This window comes from Ligilactobacillus agilis DSM 20509 (genome assembly GCF_001436215.1).
Taxonomy (GTDB): domain Bacteria; phylum Bacillota; class Bacilli; order Lactobacillales; family Lactobacillaceae; genus Ligilactobacillus; species Ligilactobacillus agilis.
The window spans coordinates 92,010-117,567 of record NZ_AYYP01000010.1; the positions used below are offsets into that span (position 1 = coordinate 92,010).

22 protein-coding genes are annotated in these 25,558 nt (G+C 39.7%); 16 read left to right on the top strand and 6 right to left on the bottom strand.

What is annotated here, in order from left to right; genetic code table 11:
* Positions 1 to 22 precede the first annotated feature (22 nt).
* Positions 23 to 718 (top strand): cell division ATP-binding protein FtsE, encoded by a 696-nt coding sequence (gene ftsE, locus FC14_RS01480; RefSeq protein WP_056975941.1) that lies wholly within the window; start codon positions 23 to 25, stop codon positions 716 to 718.
* Positions 699 to 1,586, top strand: a complete 888-nt coding sequence (ftsX, locus tag FC14_RS01485) for a permease-like cell division protein FtsX (protein ID WP_050610928.1) — start codon at positions 699 to 701, stop codon at positions 1,584 to 1,586. The genes ftsE and ftsX overlap by 20 nt, the downstream gene beginning before the upstream one ends.
* Positions 1,587 to 1,641: 55 nt before the next feature.
* Here ftsX and FC14_RS01490 read toward each other — a convergent pair whose 3' ends face one another.
* The gene (locus FC14_RS01490; RefSeq protein ID WP_056975943.1) at positions 1,642 to 2,181 is read right to left on the bottom strand and encodes a 3'-5' exonuclease; all 540 of its coding nucleotides are present in this window, start codon (positions 2,179 to 2,181) and stop codon (positions 1,642 to 1,644) included.
* Between the two features lie 129 nt (positions 2,182 to 2,310).
* Here FC14_RS01490 and murB point away from each other — a divergent pair, with 129 nt between their 5' ends.
* Complete coding sequence (gene murB / locus FC14_RS01495) at positions 2,311 to 3,219, top strand: UDP-N-acetylmuramate dehydrogenase (RefSeq protein WP_050610930.1); 909 nt, start codon at positions 2,311 to 2,313, stop codon at positions 3,217 to 3,219.
* Positions 3,220 to 3,290: 71 nt separating this feature from the next.
* Here the strand turns inward: murB and FC14_RS01500 are convergent, their stop codons facing one another.
* Positions 3,291 to 3,965: a DUF1361 domain-containing protein gene (locus FC14_RS01500; protein ID WP_056975945.1), complete on the bottom strand. Its 675-nt coding sequence runs from the start codon at positions 3,963 to 3,965 to the stop codon at positions 3,291 to 3,293.
* Positions 3,966 to 4,167: 202 nt separating this feature from the next.
* Between FC14_RS01500 and cdaA the strand changes: the two genes are divergently transcribed.
* The 3 genes from cdaA to glmM are packed head-to-tail and all read left to right on the top strand — an operon-like array spanning position 4,168 to position 7,537.
* Complete coding sequence (cdaA, locus tag FC14_RS01505; RefSeq protein WP_050610932.1) at positions 4,168 to 5,010, top strand: diadenylate cyclase CdaA; 843 nt, start codon at positions 4,168 to 4,170, stop codon at positions 5,008 to 5,010.
* Entirely contained in the window at positions 5,007 to 6,155 is a 1,149-nt protein-coding gene (locus FC14_RS01510; protein ID WP_056975947.1) for a CdaR family protein, read from the top strand. The genes cdaA and FC14_RS01510 overlap by 4 nt, the downstream gene beginning before the upstream one ends.
* A gap of 26 nt (positions 6,156 to 6,181) precedes the next feature.
* The gene (gene glmM / locus FC14_RS01515) at positions 6,182 to 7,537 is read left to right on the top strand and encodes a phosphoglucosamine mutase (RefSeq protein WP_056975949.1); all 1,356 of its coding nucleotides are present in this window, start codon (positions 6,182 to 6,184) and stop codon (positions 7,535 to 7,537) included.
* A 75-nt stretch (positions 7,538 to 7,612) separates the two neighbouring features.
* Here the strand turns inward: glmM and FC14_RS01520 are convergent, their stop codons facing one another.
* On the bottom strand, positions 7,613 to 7,861 hold the full coding sequence (locus FC14_RS01520) for a hypothetical protein (RefSeq protein WP_056975951.1): 249 nt from the start codon (positions 7,859 to 7,861) through the stop codon (positions 7,613 to 7,615).
* 291 nt (positions 7,862 to 8,152) lie between these two features.
* Here FC14_RS01520 and FC14_RS01525 point away from each other — a divergent pair, with 291 nt between their 5' ends.
* The 7 genes from FC14_RS01525 (at position 8,153) to FC14_RS01555 (ending at position 18,960) form a co-directional block, all read left to right on the top strand.
* On the top strand, positions 8,153 to 8,461 hold the full coding sequence (locus tag FC14_RS01525; RefSeq protein WP_056975953.1) for a hypothetical protein: 309 nt from the start codon (positions 8,153 to 8,155) through the stop codon (positions 8,459 to 8,461).
* Positions 8,462 to 8,883: 422 nt separating this feature from the next.
* Positions 8,884 to 10,818: a 1,4-alpha-glucan branching protein GlgB gene (gene glgB / locus FC14_RS01530; protein ID WP_056975979.1), complete on the top strand. Its 1,935-nt coding sequence runs from the start codon at positions 8,884 to 8,886 to the stop codon at positions 10,816 to 10,818.
* A gap of 60 nt (positions 10,819 to 10,878) precedes the next feature.
* Positions 10,879 to 12,021, top strand: coding sequence for a glucose-1-phosphate adenylyltransferase (locus tag FC14_RS01535; protein WP_056975955.1), 1,143 nt, complete (start codon positions 10,879 to 10,881; stop codon positions 12,019 to 12,021).
* Positions 12,011 to 13,156 (top strand): glucose-1-phosphate adenylyltransferase subunit GlgD, encoded by a 1,146-nt coding sequence (gene glgD, locus FC14_RS01540; RefSeq protein WP_056975958.1) that lies wholly within the window; start codon positions 12,011 to 12,013, stop codon positions 13,154 to 13,156. Before FC14_RS01535 ends, glgD begins: the two co-directional genes overlap by 11 nt.
* Positions 13,157 to 13,160: 4 nt before the next feature.
* A complete protein-coding gene (gene glgA, locus FC14_RS01545) occupies positions 13,161 to 14,597 on the top strand; it encodes a glycogen synthase GlgA (protein WP_050610938.1) in 1,437 nt (478 codons plus the stop codon).
* Between the two features lie 105 nt (positions 14,598 to 14,702).
* On the top strand, positions 14,703 to 17,141 hold the full coding sequence (locus FC14_RS01550; RefSeq protein ID WP_056975960.1) for a glycogen/starch/alpha-glucan phosphorylase: 2,439 nt from the start codon (positions 14,703 to 14,705) through the stop codon (positions 17,139 to 17,141).
* Positions 17,122 to 18,960, top strand: coding sequence for a glycoside hydrolase family 13 protein (locus FC14_RS01555; protein WP_056975962.1), 1,839 nt, complete (start codon positions 17,122 to 17,124; stop codon positions 18,958 to 18,960). Before FC14_RS01550 ends, FC14_RS01555 begins: the two co-directional genes overlap by 20 nt.
* 28 nt (positions 18,961 to 18,988) lie before the next feature.
* Here the strand turns inward: FC14_RS01555 and FC14_RS01560 are convergent, their stop codons facing one another.
* The 3 genes from FC14_RS01560 to FC14_RS01570 form a co-directional block, all read right to left on the bottom strand.
* Entirely contained in the window at positions 18,989 to 20,035 is a 1,047-nt protein-coding gene (locus FC14_RS01560) for a MucBP domain-containing protein (protein ID WP_056975963.1), read from the bottom strand.
* A 179-nt stretch (positions 20,036 to 20,214) separates the two neighbouring features.
* A complete protein-coding gene (locus tag FC14_RS01565; protein WP_050610942.1) occupies positions 20,215 to 20,499 on the bottom strand; it encodes a DUF1827 family protein in 285 nt (94 codons plus the stop codon).
* Between the two features lie 158 nt (positions 20,500 to 20,657).
* A complete protein-coding gene (locus tag FC14_RS01570; protein ID WP_056975981.1) occupies positions 20,658 to 22,847 on the bottom strand; it encodes an ATP-dependent Clp protease ATP-binding subunit in 2,190 nt (729 codons plus the stop codon).
* Positions 22,848 to 23,045: 198 nt separating this feature from the next.
* On the opposite strand from FC14_RS01570, the gene FC14_RS01575 reads away from it, so the two are divergent.
* The 3 genes from FC14_RS01575 (at position 23,046) to ptsP (ending at position 25,419) form a co-directional block, all read left to right on the top strand.
* Positions 23,046 to 23,234 carry a hypothetical protein gene (locus tag FC14_RS01575; RefSeq protein ID WP_056975965.1) on the top strand — a complete coding sequence of 63 codons (189 nt, stop codon included), beginning with the start codon at positions 23,046 to 23,048 and terminating at the stop codon, positions 23,232 to 23,234.
* A gap of 197 nt (positions 23,235 to 23,431) precedes the next feature.
* Positions 23,432 to 23,701 (top strand): phosphocarrier protein HPr, encoded by a 270-nt coding sequence (locus FC14_RS01580; RefSeq protein WP_050610945.1) that lies wholly within the window; start codon positions 23,432 to 23,434, stop codon positions 23,699 to 23,701.
* Positions 23,701 to 25,419: a phosphoenolpyruvate--protein phosphotransferase gene (gene ptsP / locus FC14_RS01585; RefSeq protein WP_056975967.1), complete on the top strand. Its 1,719-nt coding sequence runs from the start codon at positions 23,701 to 23,703 to the stop codon at positions 25,417 to 25,419. The genes FC14_RS01580 and ptsP overlap by 1 nt, the downstream gene beginning before the upstream one ends.
* Positions 25,420 to 25,558 lie beyond the last annotated feature (139 nt).

A 25,558-nucleotide genomic window follows, 5' to 3' on the forward strand; every position in this document is an offset into this window, starting at 1 on the left:
AATCTGTAGGGAGGTAACTTTTTTGATTGAATTTAAAAACGTCGTAAAAAAATACGATAATAATATTACAGCAACCAACAATATTTCGGTAAAAATAAAGCCGGGCGAATTTGTTTACGTTGTCGGTCCTAGTGGGGCGGGAAAATCAACTTTTATAAAAATGATGTACCGGGAAGAAGCTCCCACATCGGGGAGCATTATTGTAAATGAATATGCTTTGGAAAATATTAAGAGTCGGGAAATTCCATTTTTACGGCGCGAATTAGGGATTGTTTTCCAAGATTTCAAGTTATTACCACGGCTAACAGTGTTTGAAAACATCGCCTATGCTTTACAAGTAATTGAAAAAACCCCAGAAGAAGTTGAACAAAGGGTAAGTCGCGTTTTAGACTTAGTTGGTCTAAGTGCCAAGCGGGATAATTTTCCAGCGGAATTGTCAGGGGGCGAACAGCAACGGGTGGCGATTGCACGGGCAATTGCAAACGAGCCAAGCATTTTGATTGCTGACGAACCAACTGGTAACCTAGATCCTGAAACCGCCGAAGGAATTATGGAAATTCTAGAACAGGTTAATAAGCAAGGAACTACGGTTGTAATGGCGACTCACAACAGTTTTATAGTGAATGAATACAAACACCGGGTGTTAGAAATTAATGGTGGTAAGATTATTCGTGATGAAGAGGAAGGGGTTTATAGTAATGAAGACGCTAACGCTTAAGCGTCATCTGACCGAAAGTTTTAAGAGTTTAAGACGTAATGGTTGGATGTCAGTTGCCGCAATTTCAGCTGTAACAGTAACCTTATTATTGGTAGGGGTATTACTCTCAGTCTTATTAAATATCAATAAAGTTGCCCATGATGTTGAAAGGGACGTGCAAGTTCGAGTAGTTATTAACCGTGGAACTAACAAGGAACAGATTAAACAAATTAAGGCTGATTTGACTAAAATCAAGGCCGTTAAGAAGATTAAGTTCTCCAGTCGTAAGCAAGAATTAAAAAATGTAATTGGGGTTTACGGTGATGACTTCCGTTTATTCCAAGGGGATAGTAACCCGCTCTACGATGTTTACATTGTTGAGACTAACTCACCCGACCAAACCATCAAGGTTGCCAAGCAAGCTAAGAAGATTAAGAACGTCTACGATGCTCGTTATGGTGGAGTAGCAGCTAAGAAGTTGTTTAAAGCCGTAGCAACTATTCAAAAGTGGGGCTTAACTATCAGTGTCCTCTTGTTATTCGTGGCTGTGTTCTTGATTTCCAACACAATTCGGATTACGATTTTATCACGTAAAGATGAGATTGGAATCATGCGCTTAGTAGGAGCTACTAATAGCTATATTCGCTGGCCGTTTGTTTTAGAAGGAGCTTGGACAGGGTTGCTTGGTGCCGTTATTCCAATTATATTAGTTGATTTTGGTTACAACTGGGCTTACGCTGTTTTATCCAAGTCCTTTGAAGGAACAGCATACCGGTTGTTAACACCAGGTCAGTTTTTATGGGAAATCGACTTACTTTTAGCCGTAATTGGGATTGTTATCGGGGCTTTAGGTTCTGGTTTATCAATGAGTAAGTTCTTAAAGATTTAGTTTTAAAAAAGTACCTAACAAAGTGGTTTTGTGAAACCAACTTGTTAGGTACTTTTTATTTGGGATAAGTTTTAATAAAATCTACCAAGGCGGAGCTGCCAAAATGGTTTGCTTGGTAAAGTAAGATGTTAGCACAAGCAGATGCATCGGCTAAGGCGTTATGGTGGTTTTCAAGTGAAATATTAAGTCGTTGACAAATAGTGTCGAGCTTTTGATTAGGAAAGTCGGCAAAAAATTTCCGACTAGTCTTTAGGGTATCTAAGACCAAAAATTGTGGTACCGTAATGTCATAACTTTCCAGGGTGCACTTTAAAACGCTACAATCAAAGCTAGCATTATGGGCGACAGCCAACTGGTTGGGCTGGAAAAAAGACTGAATATGAGGCCACAGCTCGGCTAGAGTTGGTGCCTTTTTTACATCAGCAGGTCGAATCCCGTGAATGCGAATGTTAGTTGGAGCAAACTCAGCTTGGGGATTAATTAGCGAGTAAAATTCATCGACAATTTGACCATTACGAACAACACTCAATGCTAGTGAGCAAGCGCTATTTCTCTTTGCGTTGGCCGTTTCGAAATCAAAGGCAACAAAATCCATAGGAGTCCTTCTTTCAAATTTTGACTTTACGTTAAAAGTTTAACAGAAGTGGGTTCTAAATCAAGCAAGACGCCCTAAAAAATGCTAAAATAGGGTAGTATTATTAAAATGTGAGGAAGTATTATTATAATGACTGAACTAGCACAAGAATTTAAGGTTAAGTTTCCGAAAATCAAAATATTAGCAGCTGAGCCATTAGCTAAATATACAAATACTAAAACGGGTGGTCCGGCCGAATGCCTAGCCTTTCCTAAAAATGTTGCTGAAATCAAATCATTATTGGTATTTGCTAAGGAAAACCAGGTAGCTGTAACTGTAATTGGCAATGCTAGTAACTTGATTGTCAAAGAAGGTGGAATCTTAGGGCTAGTGATTATTCTAACCGATATGAATGAAATCAAGGTTGAGGGTAATTTTATTTTGGCCCAGGCCGGAGCTTCTTTAATTAAAACGACTCAAGTTGCATATCAAGCCGGGTTAACTGGCTTGGAATTTGCTGCGGGTATCCCTGGTAGTATCGGGGGAGCTATTTTTATGAACGCTGGTGCTTATGATGGAGAAATTAAGGACGTTGTTAAATCAGTCGAAGTTATCACCCGCGATGGTCAGTTAAAAACTTACCAAAATAATGAACTCCACTTTGCTTATCGGCACAGCCGCCTCCAAGAAGAAGACGATATTGTTTTGCAAGCAACTTTTAGTTTGCGGGCAGGTGATAGGTATGCAATCCGTAACCGAATGGAAGAATTGAACTTCTTACGGGCGTCTAAGCAGCCGTTGGAATATCCTTCTTGTGGGAGTGTCTTTAAGAGACCGGTAGGACATTTTACAGGTAAATTAATTTGTGATGCTGGCCTACAAGGTTACCAAAGTGGGGGGGCGCAGGTTTCTAAAAAACACGCAGGTTTTATTGTCAACGTGGACCATGCGACCGCTAGCGATTACCTAGATGTTATTCATCATATTCAAGCAGAAATTAAGGCTAAATTTGATGTGGATTTAGAAACGGAAGTTCGAATTATCGGGCGTGACAGTTAGTTGGATTGAAAAAACAAAAAGTAAGTAATAAAAAACCGTTTGAAATCGAACTTGATTTCAAACGGTTTTTGTTAATTGAACTTAGAATCCATATTTCTAAAAGCGAGATAACTTAAGTAGGTGCTCAACCAAATAATTAGTTGTAGTAAGAACATGAAGCAAACGAAGGCTAGCATCCGGATGCTCCACATGTTAAGCAGTTGCTCAATTACCCAATTAGGGTTTAAGAATAAGTAAGCGGTGTGGAGCCGTAAGAACCGGCCAACGTAAATGCCGACCGACGATAATAGTAGCAAGAGCGTGACAATGCTTAGGCGCCCGAAATTATTATGTAGTTTGAAGCGCAAGCAAATGACATCTGCTACGTATTGGAGACTCCAATTTCCGATTAGGGCTGCTGCTAATGCTGAGGAAACTAAGTTGGTAAAGTTTAGCCACATATGCAAGTTAAAGCTCATTAAACCTGTAGTCGGATTGTAAGGGGTCATCCGCGCTAGGTGAAAGAGGTCGGTTAAGATATAGGGGGCATTGGGATAAAATAATAACCAACCAATCAACAGGGGATAAAATAACAGCCCAGTTTGTTTTTCCTTAATGTGAAAGGAAAGTTCAATTGGAATGTAGGCTAAAAAAGTATTTAAAAGTAAAAAACTATAAAAAGAGTTGTGACGGACAACGGTTAGGTAGACATACAACATATACAGCCAAAACGCTGTCCGGATTAACCATTTAGATTTCGTAGACATAAAACATCACCCTAGAATTTATTACTACTATTCTAACAAATGCTAAGAAAATTTGCTTACTAAAAAACTGTATTTAGGGATATTTTAACTTTTTAGTGGTGACCATTAAAATTTAGCTGGCGGTCAATTGAGCAAAGCTAAAATAATTTTTAAAGTCGTGATATAATGAAAAAGAAATTTAAAAAGAGGGGTGATCTTACTAATGGCAATTAATTGGGGAGATTTGCTCACCCTGCGTAATTTTGTTAATTTAATCGATATTTGCCTGGTATGGTTTGTTATTTATGAATTAATGATGCTCTTAAAGGGAACCAAAGCTGTTCAGTTATTTAAGGGTGTTTTAGTCATTATTGTAATTAAGTTAATAAGTTGGTATGTAGGGTTGCAAACTCTATCGTGGATTATGGATCAGGTTATTAATTGGGGGATTATTGCAATCATCATTATCTTTCAGCCTGAAATCAGACGGGGGTTAGAGCATCTAGGGCGTGGTTCGGTATTTACCTATAATAAAACCGGCAATCAAGAAGAAAAAATGGTTGAAGCTTTGGATCAAGCCATTCAATATATGTCTAAACGGCGGATTGGTGCTTTAATCACTATCCAACAAAATACCGGCTTAGAAGATTACATTGAAACTGGAATAAGCCTCGATGCCGATGTCACGGGTGCGTTACTAATCAATATTTTTATTCCTAATACCCCTTTACATGATGGGGCCGTAATTATTAAGGATAATAAGATTGCAGTAGCAGCCGCCTACTTGCCTTTATCTGAGAGTAATTTAATTCCTAAAGAGCTCGGAACCAGACACAGAGCAGCGGTTGGAATCAGTGAGGTAACTGATGCGTTAACAATTGTTGTTTCAGAAGAAACCGGTGGGGTAACAGTTACGAAGAATAACGAGTTGATCCGTGACCTTACCCAGCAGGATTATTTGAAATTGTTGCGTAATGAATTAGTTCCGCGGCAAGAAGAAGTAAAGACCAATCCAGTTACACGCTTTATTGAAGGGATGATAAAAGGAGGGGGACATAAGCATTGAAAGTAAGACAAGCTTTTAACTCTAAGCTTTTTTACCGGCTAATTTCCCTATTTTTTGCCTTGTTACTTTCATTTTACGTAACATCTGAAAAAGGAAATACGACGCGTAGTGGTAATTCCGGGACCTTCGGTAGTAGCTTAGTTTCTAATAAAACAATTACACTAGAAACGGATTTAAAACTAAATGTTAATAGCGATAAATACTTTGTAAGTGGGTATCCCGATGTGGTTAAGGTCAAAATTAGTGGTCCGTCGGCGCTAGTAATTGCGGCTAAAAATACACAAAACTTTGAAATTTATGCCGACTTAAATGACTTAAAACCAGGGGTCCACACCGTTAGGTTGAAAGATTCAGGTCTAAGTAGTGAGTTGACCGTAAAAATCATTCCCGAAAAGATTACGGTACAAATTAGTAAGAAAAAGACTAAGAAAACAGCGGTTCAAGTTAGGTATGATAGCAATCGGATTGCAAGTGGGTATGCTGCTGGAGAAGCATATAGTTCACAAGCATATGTGACGGTAACGGGGGCCGCTAAAGATATTAATAACCTAGATAAAGTGGTGGCTAACCTGAATTTGCCGCGTAATGCCAATGAGACCTACGCTAAAAACGTGGCTTTGCAAGCCTTAGATGAAAGTGGTAAAGTATTAAACGTTGTTATTTCCCCGGCTAACGTAACGGCAACAGTGCCGATTTATACGGCTAGTGCAAGTAAAAGGGTTCCAATTAACTTAGTTGCACGGGGCGAAGGGGTAAGCAATATGAAGTATAGTTTTAGTTCGGATACTAAGACAGTGACTGTCCACGGAACTAAGGAGGCTTTAAGCAAATTGAACCGCTTAGACGTGCCGGTATCAATTACCGGGGTGACGGCGGACACGGTCGAAAATGTCCGCTTGTCTCCAAGTCAAAGCGGGATAACCGCTATCAGTCCAACCACAATTACGGTTAACGTCAGTGTTAGTCAAAAGGAAGCAAGTACTGCTCAAAAGCAAAACCAAGCTAGTTCGCAAGCTGAAACAAGCAGTGCCAGTAGTACGAAGGAAACGGTAGCTACGGATGATAGTAGTTCCGAAGCAACCAGTTCTTCAAGTACTAGCAGTCAGTTAAGTAGTTCTAGTAGCAGTGATGAAGCTGAGAATTAAGTTAAAGAAACGAGGATTAAAATAGTATGAAGTATTTTGGTACAGACGGTGTCAGAGGAATTGCCAATCAAAGTTTAAGCCCTGAGTTGGCCTTCAAATTGGGACGTTGTGGAGGCTACGTCCTAACACAGCATGCAAGCGGGAAAACTCCCCGGGTATTAGTGGCTCGTGATACAAGAATTTCTGGGCAAATGTTAGAAAGCGCCCTAATTGCTGGCTTATTATCCGTAGGGATTGAAGTCTTCACCTTAGGAGTAATGACAACCCCAGGGGTGGCATACCTTGTCCGCTTACAAGATGCCGATGCCGGGATTATGATTTCTGCCTCCCATAACCCAGCTTCAGATAATGGGATTAAGTTCTTTGGTAGTGATGGTTATAAATTATCTGATGATCAAGAAGAAGAAATTGAAGTACTGCTAGATCAAGCCAGCGATAACCTTCCCCGGCCAGCTGCAGAAGGTTTGGGTAGGATTAACGACTATAAAGAAGGGGCTTTGAAGTATACTCAATTTTTAGAACAAACGATTCCAGACGATTTAACTGGGCTACATATTGCAGTTGACGGTGCAAATGGTTCAACCAGTGCGTTAGTTTCAAGATTATTTGCTGATTTAAATGCAGACTTTGAAACGATGGCAACTAGTCCGGATGGAATTAATATTAATGCCGGGGTAGGGTCAACTCACCCTGAAGCTTTGGCTAAGTTTGTGCTTGAAAAGGGCGCACAGGTCGGAATTGCCTTTGATGGCGATGGGGACCGTTGTATTGCAGTTGATGAAAACGGCGAAATTGTAGATGGCGATAAGATTATGTATATCTGTGGTAAATATCTTAGTCAACGTGGTCGTTTGAAAAAGGATACCATCGTAACCACTGTCATGTCTAATATTGGTTTATATAAGGCAATGGAAGCTAATGGGTTAAACTCAGTAAAAACTAAGGTTGGTGACCGCTATGTCGTTGAAGAAATGCGGAAGAATGGTTACAATCTTGGTGGGGAACAATCAGGCCACGTAGTCTTCTTGGACTTCAATACTACTGGTGATGGGATGTTGACAGCTTTACAGCTATTAAACATTATTAAGCAAACAGGTAAGACCTTAGGACAACTGGCAGCTGAAGTTACGACTTATCCACAAGAATTAGTCAACGTCCGTGTAACTGATAAAAAAGCTGCTTTGGACAATGAAAAGATTAAAGAAGTCATTGCTAAGGTTGAAGATAAGATGGGTGACGATGGTCGGGTGTTAGTACGTCCTAGTGGCACCGAAGACTTATTGCGTGTCATGGCAGAAGCTCCTACTAAAGAGGAGGTTCATGATTATGTCATGCAGATTGTAGCAGTGGTCGAAGAAGAAATGGGTGTAAGTGAAGCCTAAATATTAGTTTGATTCAAAATAAAAGGCTGTGATATGAGTAAGAAAAGTTACTCTTATCACAGCCTTTTTTGTTATCTATTGAAATAATTTGATGAGGTGGGTTAGTAGGCGGAAAAACAAGTAGCAGATGCTAGTATTGACTAGGTACTCTAAGAACCAAACCAGGATGGGAAGTAGGAAAAACTTAGTATGGAAAAAGAGTAACAGGGTGTCAAAAGTAAGGTTAGTTCCAGAGTTAAGTTGGGTGAATTCCAACAGGAGGTGAATTAAAGTAATCACTAACCCTAAAAAAAGCGAGAGTTGAAATTGTTTAGTATTAATCATAGTGTGAACATCCTAACCTAATAAACTACTACTTAGTATAGGCTTTAATAGGAGGAAGGACAAGTTGAATAAATTAAGTAAAAAAACTTAAAAATAGTTTGACAACGCTTACAGACGGGAGTATATTATAGGAGTAAGGTATTTAAACTAATTTACCTTCTAATCAATTCTCTTTCTCTCTTATGCCAACCACTGTAGCTTTTTAGTTACAGTGGTTTTGTTGTTTTGAGCTTTTTGTGCTATAATCGAGTTTGAAAGTTAATGAGACTGCTAATAAGGGAGTTGTTGTTATTGAAAAGTAACGAGACGTTGACTTTAATCGAAGAAATTACTAGAAATGACGGAAGTAGGTACTTTGAAATTGCCAACATGGTTCAAAATGGCCGGGCAGAGTTGGCTGCAGTACGGGGATTTATTAAACAGGTTAGGATTTTGCAATTGAATATTCCCAGATCAACTAACGTCATTAAATATGAGCAGTATGTAAACGAAAATTTTGAGATGCCGACTGAACAGATGAATCACTTTGAAGAGTGGACTAAAACGCCGGAGGCGCAAAAATTAGTAGACGCTATCTTACGTGAAAATCATATCGCTTAGGCTTTAAGTAAAGGGGCACCTGGCAATTGCTAGGTGTCTTTTTAGTTGGGTTAAATTAAGTTTAAATTAATGCATGTTTATTTAATTAGAAAAAAGAAGGGGCTTAAATGCAAGTTAAGAAAGCGTTTTTTAGATTTTTTCTAAGCTTATTTAGATTAAATCTTAACAAGAAAAGAGCGTTGTTGCTAAAAAGTTATGATTAGAAGAAGATTATAATTATAATGTAACCGATTATTCTAATGGTTACTTTTTATAGTAAAAGCTTGTAACTGCAACTTTTAAAACGAATACAATAATTTGTTCTTAAAATTAGAAAAAATAAGGTATCTTCAAAGATTTATGGTATTATATAAATAGAGAGTTATTAAACTATGACTATCTAGATTATTTTGCAAGGAGGGGTCGCTGTGGGCAAATTTAATATGAATGACTTAAAAAAAGGCCTAGCGACATTTACGACTGGTGAGAACTTTCATGCTTATAACACTCTAGGTGCACATAAGGCGACGGTTGATGGCAAAGATGGTTTTATCTTTTCGGTGTGGGCTCCGAATGCACAAAACGTTTCCCTAGTTGGTGAATTTAATGAGTGGCAAGCTGAGGGGATTCCTCTGACCAAAGACCAAGAGGGAGTTTGGTCTGTGTTTACGACTATTCCTAAAGAAGGTCAGATGTATAAGTATAATGTTACCCAGGCTAATGGTCGGCAAATTTTTAAAATTGATCCATTTGCGCAAAGGTTTGAAAAACGACCAGGAGATGCGGCCATCCTCTACGACTTGAAAGACTTCCATTGGACTGATGGACTGTGGCGGGGGAGACAAAAAAGGTCTAACTACTTTGAGCGTCCCTTAAATATTTATGAGGTGCATGCATCGTCTTGGAAACACCATGCCGATGGTAGCCCATATACTTTTAAGGACTTAACAGATGAGCTAGTACCATATTTGAAGAAATTGGGCTATTCTCACGTAGAATTTATGCCCTTGATGGAGCATCCGTTAGGAGCTTCTTGGGGCTACCAGTTAATCGGTTATTTTGCCCTTTCTTCCTACTATGGAACACCTGAGGATTTCCAATATTTTGTCAACGCTTGTCATAATGAAAATATTGGGGTCTTGGTTGATTGGGTACCAGGTCATTTCTGCCGTAACGATGATACGCTTCCTTATTATGATGGGACACCAACCTATGAATATTATGACTCTGATCGCGCTAATAATATCGGGTGGGGAGCTTTGAATTTTGATTTAGGCAAACCGCAAGTGCAATCATTCTTAATTTCTAGTGCCCTTTATTGGATTGAGACTTTCCACCTAGACGGACTTAGGGTAGATGCAGTTTCAAATATGATTTACTTAGACTATGATGTTGGCCCTTGGAAACCTAATAAAGACGGGGGCAATCGTAATCTGGAAGGTTGGCACTTCTTACGGAAGTTTAATAGTGTAGTCAAATTAAAGCATCCTAAGACTATCATTATGGCAGAAGAATCATCTGCCGGGACAAAGGTTACGGGGATGCTAGAAGAAGATTCGCTTGGGTTTGATTATAAGTGGAACATGGGCTGGATGAACGACGTTTTGAAGTTTTTCGAAATGGATCCAGTTTATCGCAAGTATCATTTGAATTTACTGACTTTTTCGTGGATGTACCGAATGTCTGAAAACTTTATTTTACCGCTTTCTCATGACGAAGTGGTGCATGGCAAAAAGAGTTTGATGCATAAGATGTGGGGAGATCGGTACCGGCAGTTTGCCCAGTTACGGACACTTTATCTCTATCAGGCTACCCACCCTGGTAAGCAACTCTTGTTCATGGGAAGCGAATGGGGCCAGTTTTTAGAGTGGAAGTATGACGACCAATTAGAGTGGGTTGATTTGCAAGACGATTTGAATGCAAGTATGCAACATTATACTGCCAGCTTAAACAAGTTTTACCACGATAATCGCGCTTTGTGGGAAACTGACCACACTGAAAATACCCTGGAAGTAATTGACGCAGATAATACTGATGAAACGGTCTTGACCTTCATTAGACACGGCAAACGTAAGAAGGATTTCTTAATAATTGCAATGAATTTAACCCCGGTTGAAAGAAGAAACTTCAAGATTGGGGTCCCATATCCTGGTAAGTATCAAGAAGTATTCAATACTGAAATGAGAGAATTTGGGGGGACATGGACTAAGCACAATGTTGATAGCCTGAGTCAAGATGAAAGCTTCAAGCAATTTGAGCAAGTAATCACGACAACAGTTCCTGCCTTAGGGGCAATTATTTTAAAGCCGGTTGATATTAATTTGCGTAAGAAAAAGAAGCATCCTACTGCTAAAAAGGAAGTTAAAAAGAAGAAGTAAGTTTTGTTAATAGATTTTCATAGAAAAGAGGTGTGGGATGGAGTAAATCCATCTTAGAATATGAAAAATGAAATGCTTGCAATGATTTTGGCTGGTGGTCAAGGCACCCGGTTAAAAAAGTTAACTAAAAATATTGCGAAACCCGCGGTTCCATTTGGTGGCCGCTACCGCATTATCGATTTTACCTTGAGTAACTGTGTAAACTCTGGGGTTCACAATATTGGGGTAATTACCCAATATCAACCTCTTGTATTGAATAATCATATAGGTAACGGTGCTAGTTGGGGGCTAGATCGGCTTGATTCTGGGGTAACTATCTTACAACCATATTCAAGTAATGAAGGCAGTAAGTGGTTTGAAGGTACTGCGCACGCTATCTACCAAAATATTGATTACATTGATAGCATGGATTCAGAATACTTATTGGTCCTATCGGGAGACCATATCTACAAAATGGACTATGAAGATATGCTGCAACAACATAAGGAAAAAAATGCCGCTTTAACGGTTGCTGTTATCGATGTTCCTTGGGATGAAGCTAGCCGGTTTGGTATTATGAATACCGATGAAAATAATCGCATTATCGAGTTCGAAGAAAAGCCAGCGGAACCAAAGAGTAACCACGCTTCAATGGGGATTTATATCTTTAGTTGGCCACGCCTAAGACAGGTATTAGTCAATGGCTTTACAAAAGGTGTTCCAATGGTTGACTTTGGTAAGAATGTTATTCCTGCTTACATTAAGAGTGGGGATAATGTCTTTGCTTACAACTTCTCAGGTTATTGGAAAGATGTTGGGACAATTGATTCGCTTTGGGAAGCTAACATGGAATTCATTGATGATAAGGGCGGTTTAGATATCCGCGATCACAGTTGGAGAATTTATTCTAAAAATCCAATTGCACCACCTCAATTCATTACGGATACCGCTAACGTTAATAACTCAATGATTGTTGACGGTTGCTTTGTAGCAGGTGATATTGAGCACTCAATTTTAGCTGCCAACGTTCAAGTAAAGGAAGGCAGTGTGGTTAAGGACAGTATCGTTATGCCGGGGGCTTCGATTGGTAAAAATGTCAAGATTAACCGCGCAATCATTGGTGAAAATGCGGTTATTGGTGATAACGCTGAAATTGACGGTAGTGATGAAATCGCTGTCGTAGGAAATTCTGAAGTGATTGGAGTGAAAGTTAATGAAGACTAATAGAATGTGTGCAATTATTGGTAACGAACACGAATATACGAGTCTTTTACCCTTAACTAAGAATCGGCCCCTCTCCACCCTCTACTTTGATTGCAAATACCGGATTATAGATTTTGCCCTTTCAAGCGTGGTAAATGCCAATATTAGAAACGTATTTATGATTATGAATGAAGGGCGGATTAAGTCAGTCTTTGACCATCTTGGTGGGGGACGTGAATGGGGCTTAGACAGTATTGGTAGTTATCAATATATTAGTTTCTATCAAGATATTCTCCGGCGTAAGGCAGAAGGTAAGACCTACTTTGATGACGTAATCGATTACTTACAAAAATCAAAGGCTTCATACACAGTGTTCATCTCTAACAAGATTTTAGCTAACGTTGATTTGCGGGCCGTATTAAAGATTCATCAAGCTCAAAATAATGAAATTACGGCGGTCTTTAAACGGGTTGCTAGAAATGATATTGCTAGTGATGACCAAATCCTAACTTTAGGAGAAAACGGAACGGTTTTAGGTACTAAAAAATTCAATGACTTAAGCGAAAAAGACGATACCTATAACTTAGCCATGGGAATTTTTATCGCTAATACCGACTGGTTAATTAAGGCCTTAAACGCCGGGCAAAATGCAGGTGCACCAACCAGCATTGAAGAATTTTTAGTTAGCGAATTGACTAAGGTTAAGAGCTCTGCTTATGAATACACAGGTTACATGAGCAACATTTACAGTGTTAAGAGCTACTACCAAGCTAACATGGATATGTTAAATCCTGAAAAATTCAACTCACTTTTATTCTCCAGCCAAAAAGTAATTACGCGGACTAAAAATGAAGTGGCAACTTACTTTACCGAAGATTCAGAAGTTCGGCGGAGTCAGTTTGCAACTGGTTGTGTCATTAAGGGGAAGGTTGAAGACAGCCTAATTTCACGGCGAACTGTTGTTGAAAATGGGGCAGAGGTTATCGGCTCTGTCTTAATGGGAAGCGCTAATGTGGGTGAAAATACCAGCGTTAAATATGCAATTCTTGATAAGAATGTAACGATTGACGCTAACCTAAAGATTGAAGGTACGCCTGAAAAACCGGTAGTAATCGAAAAAGATACTCATATTACCGCAGACGTTATTGGAGGCTAAGTGAATGAAAATTTTATTTGCAGCAGCGGAGTGTGCCCCTTTTTTTAAGACTGGTGGCCTTGGAGACGTGGTCGGAGCGCTACCTAAGTACCTAGCTAAAAAGGGTCATGAGGTAAAGGTAGTCTTACCATACTTTGCTGGGATGAAAGAAGAGTATAAGCAAAAGTTAGCTTACTTATTTAATTTCCGCGTTAACGTTGGTTGGCGGAGTCAGTATTGTGGCTTGATGCACTTAGAACAAGACGGGGTCGAATACTTTTTTATTGATAACGAATACTATTTTAAGCGCCCGGGTCTTTATGGCTACTATGATGATGGTGAACGGTTTGCCTTTTTCCAACAAGCAGTCATTGAAATGATGGAAAAGGTAAACTTTATTCCCGATGTCCTCCATGTAAATGATTACCACACCGCCTTCATTCCCTTCCTATTACGGGAAAAGTATGGCTGGATTAATGCTTACCAACAAATTGCGACCGTCCTAACGATTCATAACCTTGAATTCCAAGGACAATACGGCCGCGACGTCTTACCAGAATTATTTGGGATGGATACAGGTCGTTATGATGACGGCACGGTTCGTTTTGGGGATGCGGTTAACTTTATGAAAGCCGGGATTTTATACGCCGATAAAATTAATACTGTTAGTCCAAGCTATGCCGGTGAAATCCAAACACCAGCATTTGGTTGCGGGTTAGATGGCGTATTACGGATGGTAAATTGGAAGTTGTCTGGGATTTTAAATGGGATTGATTATGAAACAAATAATCCTAAGACTGATCCTAACATTAAACACACCTTTACCAAGAATAATTTGAAGGGCAAGGCGGTGGATAAGGCTGAACTCCAGCAAAAGTTTGGCTTGCCGGTTAGAAAAGACGTTCCCCTAATTGGAATTGTCAGTCGGCTAACTTACCAAAAAGGCTTCCAGTTAGTAGTAAGCGAAATGGAAAACTTGCTTCAATTTGATGTTCAAGTAGTAGTGCTTGGTACAGGCTACCCTGATTTAGAACATGACTTCTGGTACTTTGGTGATAAGTATCCAGATAAGTGTGGGGTCAAGATTGATTTTGATGTTAACTTGGCTCAAGAAATCTATGCAGGCTGTGATATGTTCTTGATGCCATCGGCCTTTGAACCATGTGGCTTGTCCCAGATGATCTCGATGCGTTATGGGACCCTACCAATCGTTCACCAAATTGGGGGCTTAAAGGATAGTGTTGAAGCTTATAATCCAATCGAACATACCGGGACCGGCTTTGGGTTTGAAGAATACAATTCATTTTATATGATGGAAACAATTAAACAGGCATTAGGGGTTTATACTAATGAACCAAAAGTTTGGAAGAAATTGGTAACTAATGCGATGAAGAGAGACTCTAGTTGGCAGACAGCTAGTCAAAGCTATGAAGCACTTTATGAAGAAATTATCCGTAATTAATGTTGCTAAAGATTAAGTCTTTTGTCCAGCTAACGTGTTAATAAAAATAAGAAGCTGGGGATTGGTATTATTCCTGGCTCCTTTTTTAAAAAAGGGAGAGGAATTATGGAACTTACTAAAGAGAACTTTGTGGAAAAATTTGAAGAACGGTTAGAAACAAAATATGCTCTAGATGTAAAAGATGCGACCGCTTATGAACTATATGATACCTTATGTTCGTTAGTAAAGTCTGCTTACACTAGAAAGTGGCGTCAAACTTGGAAAGAGTACGTCAACAAAGATGAAAAACAAATTTATTATTTTTCAATTGAATTTTTGCCAGGTAAGATGCTAAAGAGCAACCTTTTAAACATGGGGTGGTTAGAAACAGTTCAAGCAGGGTTAGCAGAATTAGGAATCGACCTAGAAGATTTAGTGAAGGTTGAACCTGATATGGCCTTAGGAAACGGTGGGCTAGGTCGCTTAGCGGCTGCCTTCATGGATTCCTTAGCTTCGGATGGTTTTCCTGGAAATGGTAATGGGATTCGCTATAAGTATGGTCTATTTAAACAAAAGTTTGTTAATGGTTACCAGGTTGAATTACCTAGTGTTTGGTTGAAATCCGGGGTAGGTAATGCTTGGGAAGTAAGGCGTGATAGTAAGGCCGTTATGGTCAGAATGGGTGGTCACGTTCACCTAGAACAAAAGGGGGACTACCTTGAACCAGTTTATGAAGATGGGATGATCATCCGGGCGGTTCCTTATGATACGGGGATGGTTGGTTATCATAATCAACACGTTAATACTTTGAGACTATGGGAAGCGGAAATTCCTGAAAGTGAAGAAAATAAGTACCCAACGATTGAAGCTAGACGGCGGGTGGAAGATTTAACCGCGGTTCTTTACCCTGACGATTCAACCGAAGACGGCCGGCGTTTACGGTTACAACAAGAATACTTCTTTGTGTCTGCTGGGGTCCAAAGTATTGTGCGGCACTACGAAAAATATGGTAAACCATTGACCGAACTAGGAAAGCACATTGGAATTCACATCAATGATACTCACCCAGCAATGTGTGTGGCGGAATTAATGCGGATTTTATTAGATGAAAAACACATGTCCTGGGAAGATGCTTGGCAACAAACAGTCCAAGTAATGTCTTACACCAACCACACCATTATGGCGGAAGCATTGGAGAAGTGGAGCATTCAAATGATGAACGAAATCCAACCACGGTTACTGCAAATTATTGCTGAAATTGATAACCGCTATGTTAAAGAATGGGCCGGTAAAGTTGATGGTAGTATCATTGAACGGACTCGAATCATCTCGGGTGGTCAAGTTCATATGGCTCACCTAGCTATTATCGGTTCGCATAGCACTAATGGGGTTGCTAAGTTGCACACAGAATTATTGAAAGAAGATGTGCTCCACGACTTCTACACCCTTTATCCTGAACGCTTTAATAATAAGACTAACGGGATTACAGAACGTCGTTGGTTACAATTAGCCAACCCATCTTTGGCACGGGTATTAGACGAAACGTTGGGGACTAACTGGCGGAGTGATATCAAACAGGTTAATAAGCTATTAGATTATGCCGATGATCAAGCTGTCCTAGATAAGTTTGGACAAGCTAAGCGTGAAAACAAGGTTCGTTTGGCCGCCGTTATCAAGGAAAAGACGGGGATTGAAGTATCTCCCGATGCAATTTTTGATGTTCAGGTAAAGAGACTACATGCTTATAAGCGGCAATTATTGAATCTGTTAAGAATTGTTAAGGTTTACCTTGATTTGAAGGATAATCCAAATCTGGATATGGTCCCACGCGTCTTTATCTTTGGCGCTAAGGCTGCACCTAGTTATCGGTACGCCAAGTCAATCATTAAGTGTATCAATGAAGTAGCCAACTTAGTAAACAATGATCCAAGCATTCAAGGTAAGTTGAAGGTTGTCTTCTTGGAAGATTATGGGGTAACTTTGGCTGAAAAGATTATTCCTGCGGCCGATGTCAGCGAACAAATTTCTACTGCTTCTAAGGAAGCTTCAGGAACATCTAACATGAAGTTCATGTTAAATGGTGCCTTGACGGTCGCGACTCTTGATGGGGCTAATATTGAAATTAAGGATAAAGTGGGCGACGACAATATCTTTATCTTCGGTTTAACTAAAGATCAAGTATATGAATACTATGCTAACCATGGCTATCATGGTTCAGACTATTACTATAATGATCCAGTTATCCATCGGGTATTAGATGCATTTGTTGATGGAACGATTCCTAATATTAGTAATGAAGGGCACGAAATCTTTGATTCCTTAACTTACTTAAACGATGACTACTTTGTTTTAGGTGATTTTGAAGACTACTTACGTGCTCAAGCTGAGGTTGATGAAGCATATCGTGATAGAAATCGTTGGAATAAGATGAGTTTGATTAATACTGCCAATGGCTGCTTCTTCTCGTCTGATGACACGATTAAGAAGTATGCTGCCGAAATCTGGAATATTAAATCAGTCACAGAAGGAAAGGAAGTAGGAACTAATGCCAAATATCCACTATAATTCGTGGATAGCAAGATATAAACGACCATTTGGTGCTATTGCTAAAGACCAAGCGGTTACATTTGGAATTGCCGTAGCTAGTCAGACTAATCCCCAGGTAGAACTGCTGCTTAGAAAAGATGGTGAAATGTCTGCTACCAGCTACCAAATGACTTATAAGGAAGCTGATTTTTATCAGGTAACTTTAAGTTTAGAGCAGGCCGGGCTTTATTATTACTATTTTAAGATTGAGCTGGATGAAAATGGCCAGCGCGCTTGTTACTTTTATGGCGCGGATTATGATGGCTATGGTGGTCCAGGTAGAGTTAGTGCTGGGGATAACATTACCGCTTACCAGTTAACCTGTTACCAAAACGAGGTTACGGCTCCTAAGTGGTATCAAGGCGGAGTTTGTTACCAGATTTTTCCAGACCGGTTTTACAATGGAAATCCCAATCAAGAAATCACTGGTAAAAAGAAGAATAGTTTTATCTATGCAACATTGGAGGATACCCCTTACTATATCAAGGATGCTAAGGGAGAAGTTGTGCGCTGGGACTTTTTTGGGGGCAATTTGAAGGGAATTAAAGCTAAGATTCCCTACCTAAAAGAGTTAGGAATTCGCGGACTTTATTTGAATCCGATTTTTTTAGCGACGACTAATCACCGCTATGATACTAATGATTTTATGGAAATAGATCCGATGTTGGGAACAAGTGCAGATTTTAAGGACTTGTTAGACGAGTTACATCGCAATGGGATGTATCTAATCTTAGATGGCGTCTTCAATCACGTTGGAAAGGATAGTAAGTATTTTAATGCGCGTAAGCTTTATTATGGTGCTGACCAAGGGGCCGCTCAAAACGAAAATAGTCCCTACTATTCATGGTTTAAGTTTACCCATTATCCTGATGAATATGCTTCTTGGTGGGGGGTTAAAGATCTACCGGAAGTTGATAAAGCCAACCCTAACTACCAAGCCTATATCTACGGCGCAAAAGATAGCGTCATTAGCAAGTGGACTAATTTAGGGGTAGATGGTTGGCGGTTAGACGTGGCGGATGAATTGCCGGAATACTTTATTGAGGGAATTCGGAAAAACTTAGATGGCTTTGCAAACGAAAAGTTATTATTAGGTGAAGTTTGGGAAGACGCGTCTAACAAAATAGCACACGAGGCTAGACGTCACTATGTAGAGGGGTCAGAACTTGATGGGGTTATGAATTATCCTTTACGCAAATGTATTTTAGATTTATTGATAAATAGCCACCAACGTCCGATCTGGTCGGTGGCGCGAGAATTAATGAGTTTGCGTGAAAACTACCCCCGGACCTTTTTCTTTAACGCGCTGAACAATTTGGGGACACATGACACGGAGCGAATTCTAACCGCATTAGGTAATGATGAGCGTAAATTGATTGCTGCTTATGGCTTGTTATTTATGTTTCCTGGGGTGCCGTGCATCTATTACGGTGATGAAGCCGGATTGACTGGAGGCAAAGATCCTTTAAACCGGGCGTTCTTCCCATGGGGACGAGAAAACCTAACAATCCAAAAGCTGGTCAAGAAGTGGGTGCACCGGCATAACGATAGTGAGGCCTTGCAAAAAGGTGAGTTAATCATTGGTGGTAATGACAATTGCTTCATAATTTTGCGTTATACCGAAACTAAATTAGCTTTCTATGTGCTCAATCTAAGTCAACAAACTATAGATTTAGGCCAAGAAAGTTTTGCTTTTGATCACGACAATCATAATTTGGGCGAAACGGTTGTTAAACAAGTTGCGACTACCCAGTTGCAACCATTTGAAGGATACTTTTGGCAAGGAAATCGAAGCTGAAACTAAAAAGGGAGCTAGTCGCTAACGACTAGTTCCCTTTTTGGGCCGAAATTTTAAGGTATTGACTAGTAATCCAAGAAGTATGATTAAGTTGATACCAGGTAATGTTATAAGATTGAAGGGTAGCGGTTATTAAAACTTGTTGGTTGTGAGTGAATTGCTGACTTGGACGGCCAAATGGTCGCTCATAACTAGTTACTTGTTTATGAGGAACAAAGTTAATGGTTGCCAACTGATTTATTGGTTGGCTATAAGGGAGTTTAATCGCTGCTTGGTAATTGAGGGCAGATCTTTTGGTTGGCCCCGTTATTTTTTTGAAAGCAGCTGCAGTTTCTTTGATCCAAAGACTCCCGCCCATGCAGTGCCAAATTTGGCCATCAGTCAGAAGAATAGTCTGAAAAGTCTTCCAAACCGTTCCCTTAGCAAGAGTAACCGAGGTTAAGTGCCCCAACGGGTTATCATAACAAGTAATAAAGTCAAGCATCTCAAGAAAGTAAGGTTGGTAGGTAATATCTTGAATGTTATTGTTACGATAATAGTAAGTAACAACAGCTTGTTTATCTGAAAAAGTTCCCCGAATTGGACCTTTTGCAAGCAAGAGTCGATAATTTTTGATAGTGGGTGAAGCTAAAGCGTAAGACTGACCAAGGAGGCCGTTAACAAAGTGAGGTTTTGTCAAAAAGCGTCGGCTGTCTAAGTCGATACAAAAAACCCAGATATTAGCAGCGGTAATTCGCTGGTAAGTTAGGGTGATAATGCCATAAGAATCCACGAAAGTGGAGGTGAAACCTTGGATTTTAACCAGCCGATAGTGTTTGAAATTTTTAAACCTTAAGTTAAATTTGGCCCCTAACTGACCTACAACTAATTCAGGGTCAGCTAAAGCTTGGTGGGCTTCATCTTTATAAATAATCAATAAGGTTGCGTCGCTAGTAGACGGCGTAACAGTTTTAGGACTAGGGGCAGCTTTTGGAGTAGGGACATAATGCTTTTTGGTGGCAAAATGGCGGCCCCGCTGCCGGCGGCGAATATTAAAGTTAGTGGTTAGGTTAGAAAATATTCGTGACCATAACATAAGCGCTGACCCCTCCTAGTAAAAAGTTAACTAAGTTCATTATAACGTATTCAGCTAGATTTTTTACAAGAAAAAAGAAATAGACCGCGAAAAATAAAATGCTAGCTATTGGTAAATAAAAAGCTTGGAACCACTTTAGTGACTCCAAGCCAAGTCGGTAATTTGTCTAAAGCTAGTAGTTAACTAGCTAAATCCCAAGTAATCTGAACTAAGTTATGGTTAGCATTATCTATAGTCGGTGTGACTTCTAGGGAGGATGCTAATTCTTTGAGGACAAAATCAATTTCTTTTTGGGTGACAGGGCGAATTTTGTTAGAAATAACGACTTCTGCGTGCCCAAATTTTTTCTTGTAAACAACTTTGGAATTGCCCAAAGAATAAACCTTAATAAAGTGGGCGTTAGATGAACGTAATTCTTCGTTGATAAAACGGTGGTAGCTGTTAGTAACGTCTGTCATAATCATAATTAGTCCCTCCTATACAATTAATATATTCCTTTGTACCTTAATTATACCGCAAATATTAAAAAGTTTAAATTGATAACAATTTAAAAATGAAGATTATTTTTGCTAAATAAAAAAGAAGCTTACTACTTTAGTAGCAGGCTTCTTTTCATTAACGATTAATTACTTGTTTCCGTGGTCTGGTTAGTAATTTTAATTTCGCCGTTTTCAACTTTAGCAACAAGTTGTTTTTCTGTCGGATGATCTAAGAAATAATCTGCGATTCTGTCTTCCAACTGTTCTTGAATGACGCGTCTTAGTGGCCGGGCCCCCATCTTTGGATCATAACCTAAGTCGACTAATTTAGCCTCTACCGGAGCGGTAACATGCAAGGATAAACCTTGTGGTGCTAACATATCGTTAACATCAGCCAACATTAGGCGGACAATCTTGGTTAGGTCTTCCTTTGAAAGGGCGTTAAATTCAATGATACCGTCAAAGCGGTTTAAGAATTCGGGTTTGAAGTACTTAGTAAGTTTATCAATCACTGAGTTAGACTTACCACTAGCTTCTGCACCAAAGCCAACGTTGACAACTGAATCGCCAGAACCAGCGTTACTTGTCATGATAATAATGGTATCTTTAAATGATACGGTCCGTCCTTGAGAATCGGTCAAGCGACCATCATCTAAGATTTGTAAGAACATATGCATAACGTCTGGATGGGCTTTTTCTACTTCGTCAAGAAGAATTAAGCTATACGGGTGTCTCCTTACTTGTTCAGTTAATTGACCGGCTTCTTCGTAACCGACGTAGCCAGGAGGTGAACCAATTAATTTGGAAACTGAGAATTTTTCCATGTATTCACTCATGTCAAAGCGAATCATAGAGTCTTCGGTACCAAAGAGTTCCTTGGCTAGTTGCTTAGCAGTTTCGGTTTTACCAACCCCGGTTGGACCGACAAAGAGGAAGGAACCAATTGGCCGACCTGACTTGTTAAAGCCGACCCGGTTACGTCTAATTGCCCGGGCAACTTTATCAACCGCTTGGTTTTGACCGATAACATGGCTTTCCAGGGAAGCAGCCAAATTCTTGAGTTGTGACTGTTCCTTGGCCTTTAATTCACCAACAGGGATTTTAGTCTTTTCTTCGACAATCTTTTCCATGTCTTGGTCAGTGACTAAAGGTGTATCTTCGTCAGAAACGCTGTTTTCCTTCATCTTTTCAAAGCGGTTGACTTGATCACGGTAGTAGGCTGCCTTTTCATAGTCTTCCTCTTTTAAAGCAGCTTGCTTTTGTGATTCGGCATTCTTAATTTTTTCGCTAAGGAGGTTAGGGTCCACTGCTTGAATAGTTAAATTCTTTTTAGAGCCAGCCTCGTCAAGCAAATCAATTGCCTTATCTGGAAGATACCTATCTTGAATATAGCGAGCAGAAAGGGTAACTGCGGCCTTTAAGGCATCTTCGCTATATTTTACGTGGTGATAAGCCTCGTATTTACTTTGAATTCCTTCAAGAATTTTGATAGTTTCAGGGATGCTTGGTTCATCTACTTGTACTGGTTGTAAGCGTCGTGCCAAGGCGGCGTCTTTTTCGATGGAGCGGAACTCGTTTAAGGTAGTAGCACCTACTAATTGGAGTTCACCACGTGCTAAGGCAGGCTTTAAGACGTTACCTGCATCCATTCCACCTTCAGCGTTACCAGCGCCTACAATTTCATGAATTTCATCGATGAAGAGAATGGTGTCTTGTTGTTGTTTAAGTTCGGTCATTAATTGTTGCATCCGTTGCTCGAATTGACCACGGATACCAGTTCCTTGAACTAAGGAAACAACATCAAGTCTAATAACCTTTTTATTCAATAATTTTTGAGGGACGTCACCGTCGACGATTTTTTGGGCTAGACCTTCAACGACAGCAGTCTTACCGACCCCAGCTTCCCCAATTAAGACAGGGTTATTCTTGGTCCGCCGGTTAAGAATTTCGATAACACGGGCGATTTCTTTATCACGGCCAATAACAGGGTCAATGTGTCCATTTTTGGCTTCATTGGTTAAATCTAGACCAAATTGGTCAAGAATAGAGTTGCCGCCGTTACCGTTTCGGCCGGCCTGTGGATTTGGCCGTGGTCCACCTGGCATTGAAGGGGTTGCCCCGTTAGCTTGCCCGCTAAGCGAGCGCATAATATCATCTAAGTTACCAAAGCCGAATGGATCTTGCATTAAGGCACTTAGGCCGCCATTTTGACTACTTCGTTCTTTTAAAAGTTGATAATCTTTTTGACAAAGATCGAGGGTAGTTTGTTGACCATTGACATTAGTTGTTAAATGAATGGTTGCCGGATTTTGATGACAAATTTGACAAAGCATTAATAAGTTCACTACCTTTCTTCAAACATTAGTCAGAAATAGTTTGACCATTTTTGACCTTTGTAATTCTTATTATAAAAACTTTCTTTCTAAGTGCAAGTAAAAAGACTCGGTTTTAGAAAAAAGATGCAAAGCTTGGTATAATAGGAAATGTGTTTAAAGTCTACTTGAGTTTTAGATGCCAAATGGAGGGATTAGATGGATAAAGACTACCAAAAATTATTGGAGCAGTTAGTTAGCGGAGAGTTAGCTGAGCTAGATGTTGAACAAAAGGAATTTCAAGCTTTCCAACCAGTGTTAATGGAATTTCACCAACGAAATAGTATTGTAGGTAGGGCAAAACGTGGTGGAGGTGTTAGCTACCACTATAGTAGAGACGGAATTTAATCTAAATTCAAAGGTAATTAAATAATCTTTCTTGTAATAAAAAACTTGTTTTAAGTAATCAAACATGTTAATATTTCATTGATAGGGGCGGTTTCAATAAAATGAAAACGTGTACTAAGTTAAAATAGTACTATTTTCATGAGAGTTCGCTTCATAAAAATTAATTTATCAACTTACTCAAAGGAGCATGATTTATTATGGCAAAAGAACAACAATTCCACGTAACAGCAGAAACAGGTATCCACGCACGTCCAGCTACATTATTAGTTCAGGCTGCAAGTAAATTTAACTCAGATATCACTTTAACTTACAATGACAAGTCAGTTAACTTAAAGTCAATCATGGGTGTAATGTCACTTGGTGTAGGTCAAAATGCTGATGTTACTATCAAGGCTGAGGGTGCCGATGAAGAAGAAGCAATTGCAGCTATTGCAGAAACAATGTCAAAGGAAGGACTTGCTGAATAATGACAAAAATGTTAAAGGGGATTGCGGCTAGTGACGGTATCGCTGCCGCTAAGGCATATATGCTCGTTCAACCCGATTTGTCATTTACAGAAACAAGCATTGATGACCCAGAAGCTGAAGTTAAGCGTTTAGATGATGCGTTAGCTGCTTCTAAGAAAGAATTAGAATTAATTAAAGCTAAGGCAACTGAAAATCTAGGGGCAGAAGAAGCCGAAGTCTTTGAAGCTCACTTGACTATTTTAGCTGACCCAGAATTGATTGGCCAAATCAAGGATAAGATTAATTCTAATAAGGTTAATGCTGAAGCTGCTTTGAAGTCTGTGACAGACATGTTTATTTCAATGTTTGAATCAATGACAGACAACGCTTACATGCAAGAACGGGCTGGCGATATTCGCGATGTTACCAAGCGGGTTATGAGTCATTTATTAGGTGTGACTCTACCTAACCCAGCATTAATTAATGAAGAGGTTGTTATCGTTGCCCATGATTTGACACCATCCGATACTGCCCAATTAGATAGAAACTTTGTCAAAGGTTTCATTACTGATATTGGTGGGCGGACTTCACACTCAGCAATTATGTCACGAACATTAGAAATTGCTGCGGTAGTTGGTTCTGGTAACGCTACTAGCGAAGTTAAAGATGGCGACATGGTGATTATTGATGGTATCGAAGGTGATGCTATTGTTAATCCAAGCGAAGCTCAATTAGCTGAATACAAGCAAAAAGCAGCTGACTTTGCTGCTCAAAAGGCTGAATGGAAGCTACTTAAGGATGCCAAGTCAGTTACTGCCGACGGTAAGGAAGTTACATTGGCTGCTAACATTGGTACGCCTGATGATGTTGTTGGTGCCAACGACAATGGGGCTGAAGCTGTTGGTTTGTTCCGGTCAGAATTCCTTTACATGAACTCTGCCGAATTACCAACTGAAGATGAACAATTCGAAGCTTATAAGAAGGCTATCGAAGGTATGAACGGCAAGCAAGTGGTTGTTCGGACAATGGATATTGGTGGGGATAAAGAATTGCCTTACTTACCATTACCAGAGGAAGAAAATCCATTCTTGGGTTACCGGGCTATCCGGATTTCCTTAGACCGTCAAGACATCTTTAGAACACAGTTACGTGCCTTATTACGTGCTTCCGCTTTTGGTCGCTTAGCGATTATGTTCCCAATGATTGCAACGGTTAACGAATTTAAGCAAGCCAAAGCAATCTTTGAAGAAGAAAAAGCTAACTTAGTTGCAGCAGGGGTTAAGGTTTCTGACGATATTGAAGTCGGGATGATGATGGAAATTCCAGCAGCCGCTATGATTGCTGATAAATTAGCTAAGTATGCTGACTTCTTCAGTATCGGAACTAACGACTTGATTGGATACACAATGGCTGCGGACCGTGGTAATGAACGTGTATCTTACCTCTACCAACCATACAACCCATCTATCTTACGTTTAGTTAAGCGGATTATTGACGCTTCACATGCTGAAGGTAAGTGGACTGGAATGTGTGGCGAAATGGCCGGCGATCAAGTGGCTGTGCCATTGTTAGCTGGTTTAGGTTTAGATGAATTCTCCATGAGTGCTACTTCAATCTTGAAGACTAGAAGCTTGATGAAGACACTCGACACAACTAAGATGCAAGAACTTGCTGATAAAGCATTGGATTGTGAAACAGCCGAAGAAGTTATTGCTTTAGTTGAAGAATACACTAAGTAATTTTAAAGTTTTATAGAAAAGAGAGTTAAGATGAATTTTCGTCTTAACTCTTTTTTTGTGAAGATAAATTTTTTAAAAAAAGCTTTAAGAATATGACTGATGATGGGACATCTAGGGATACTAATTGCAATCGTTAATT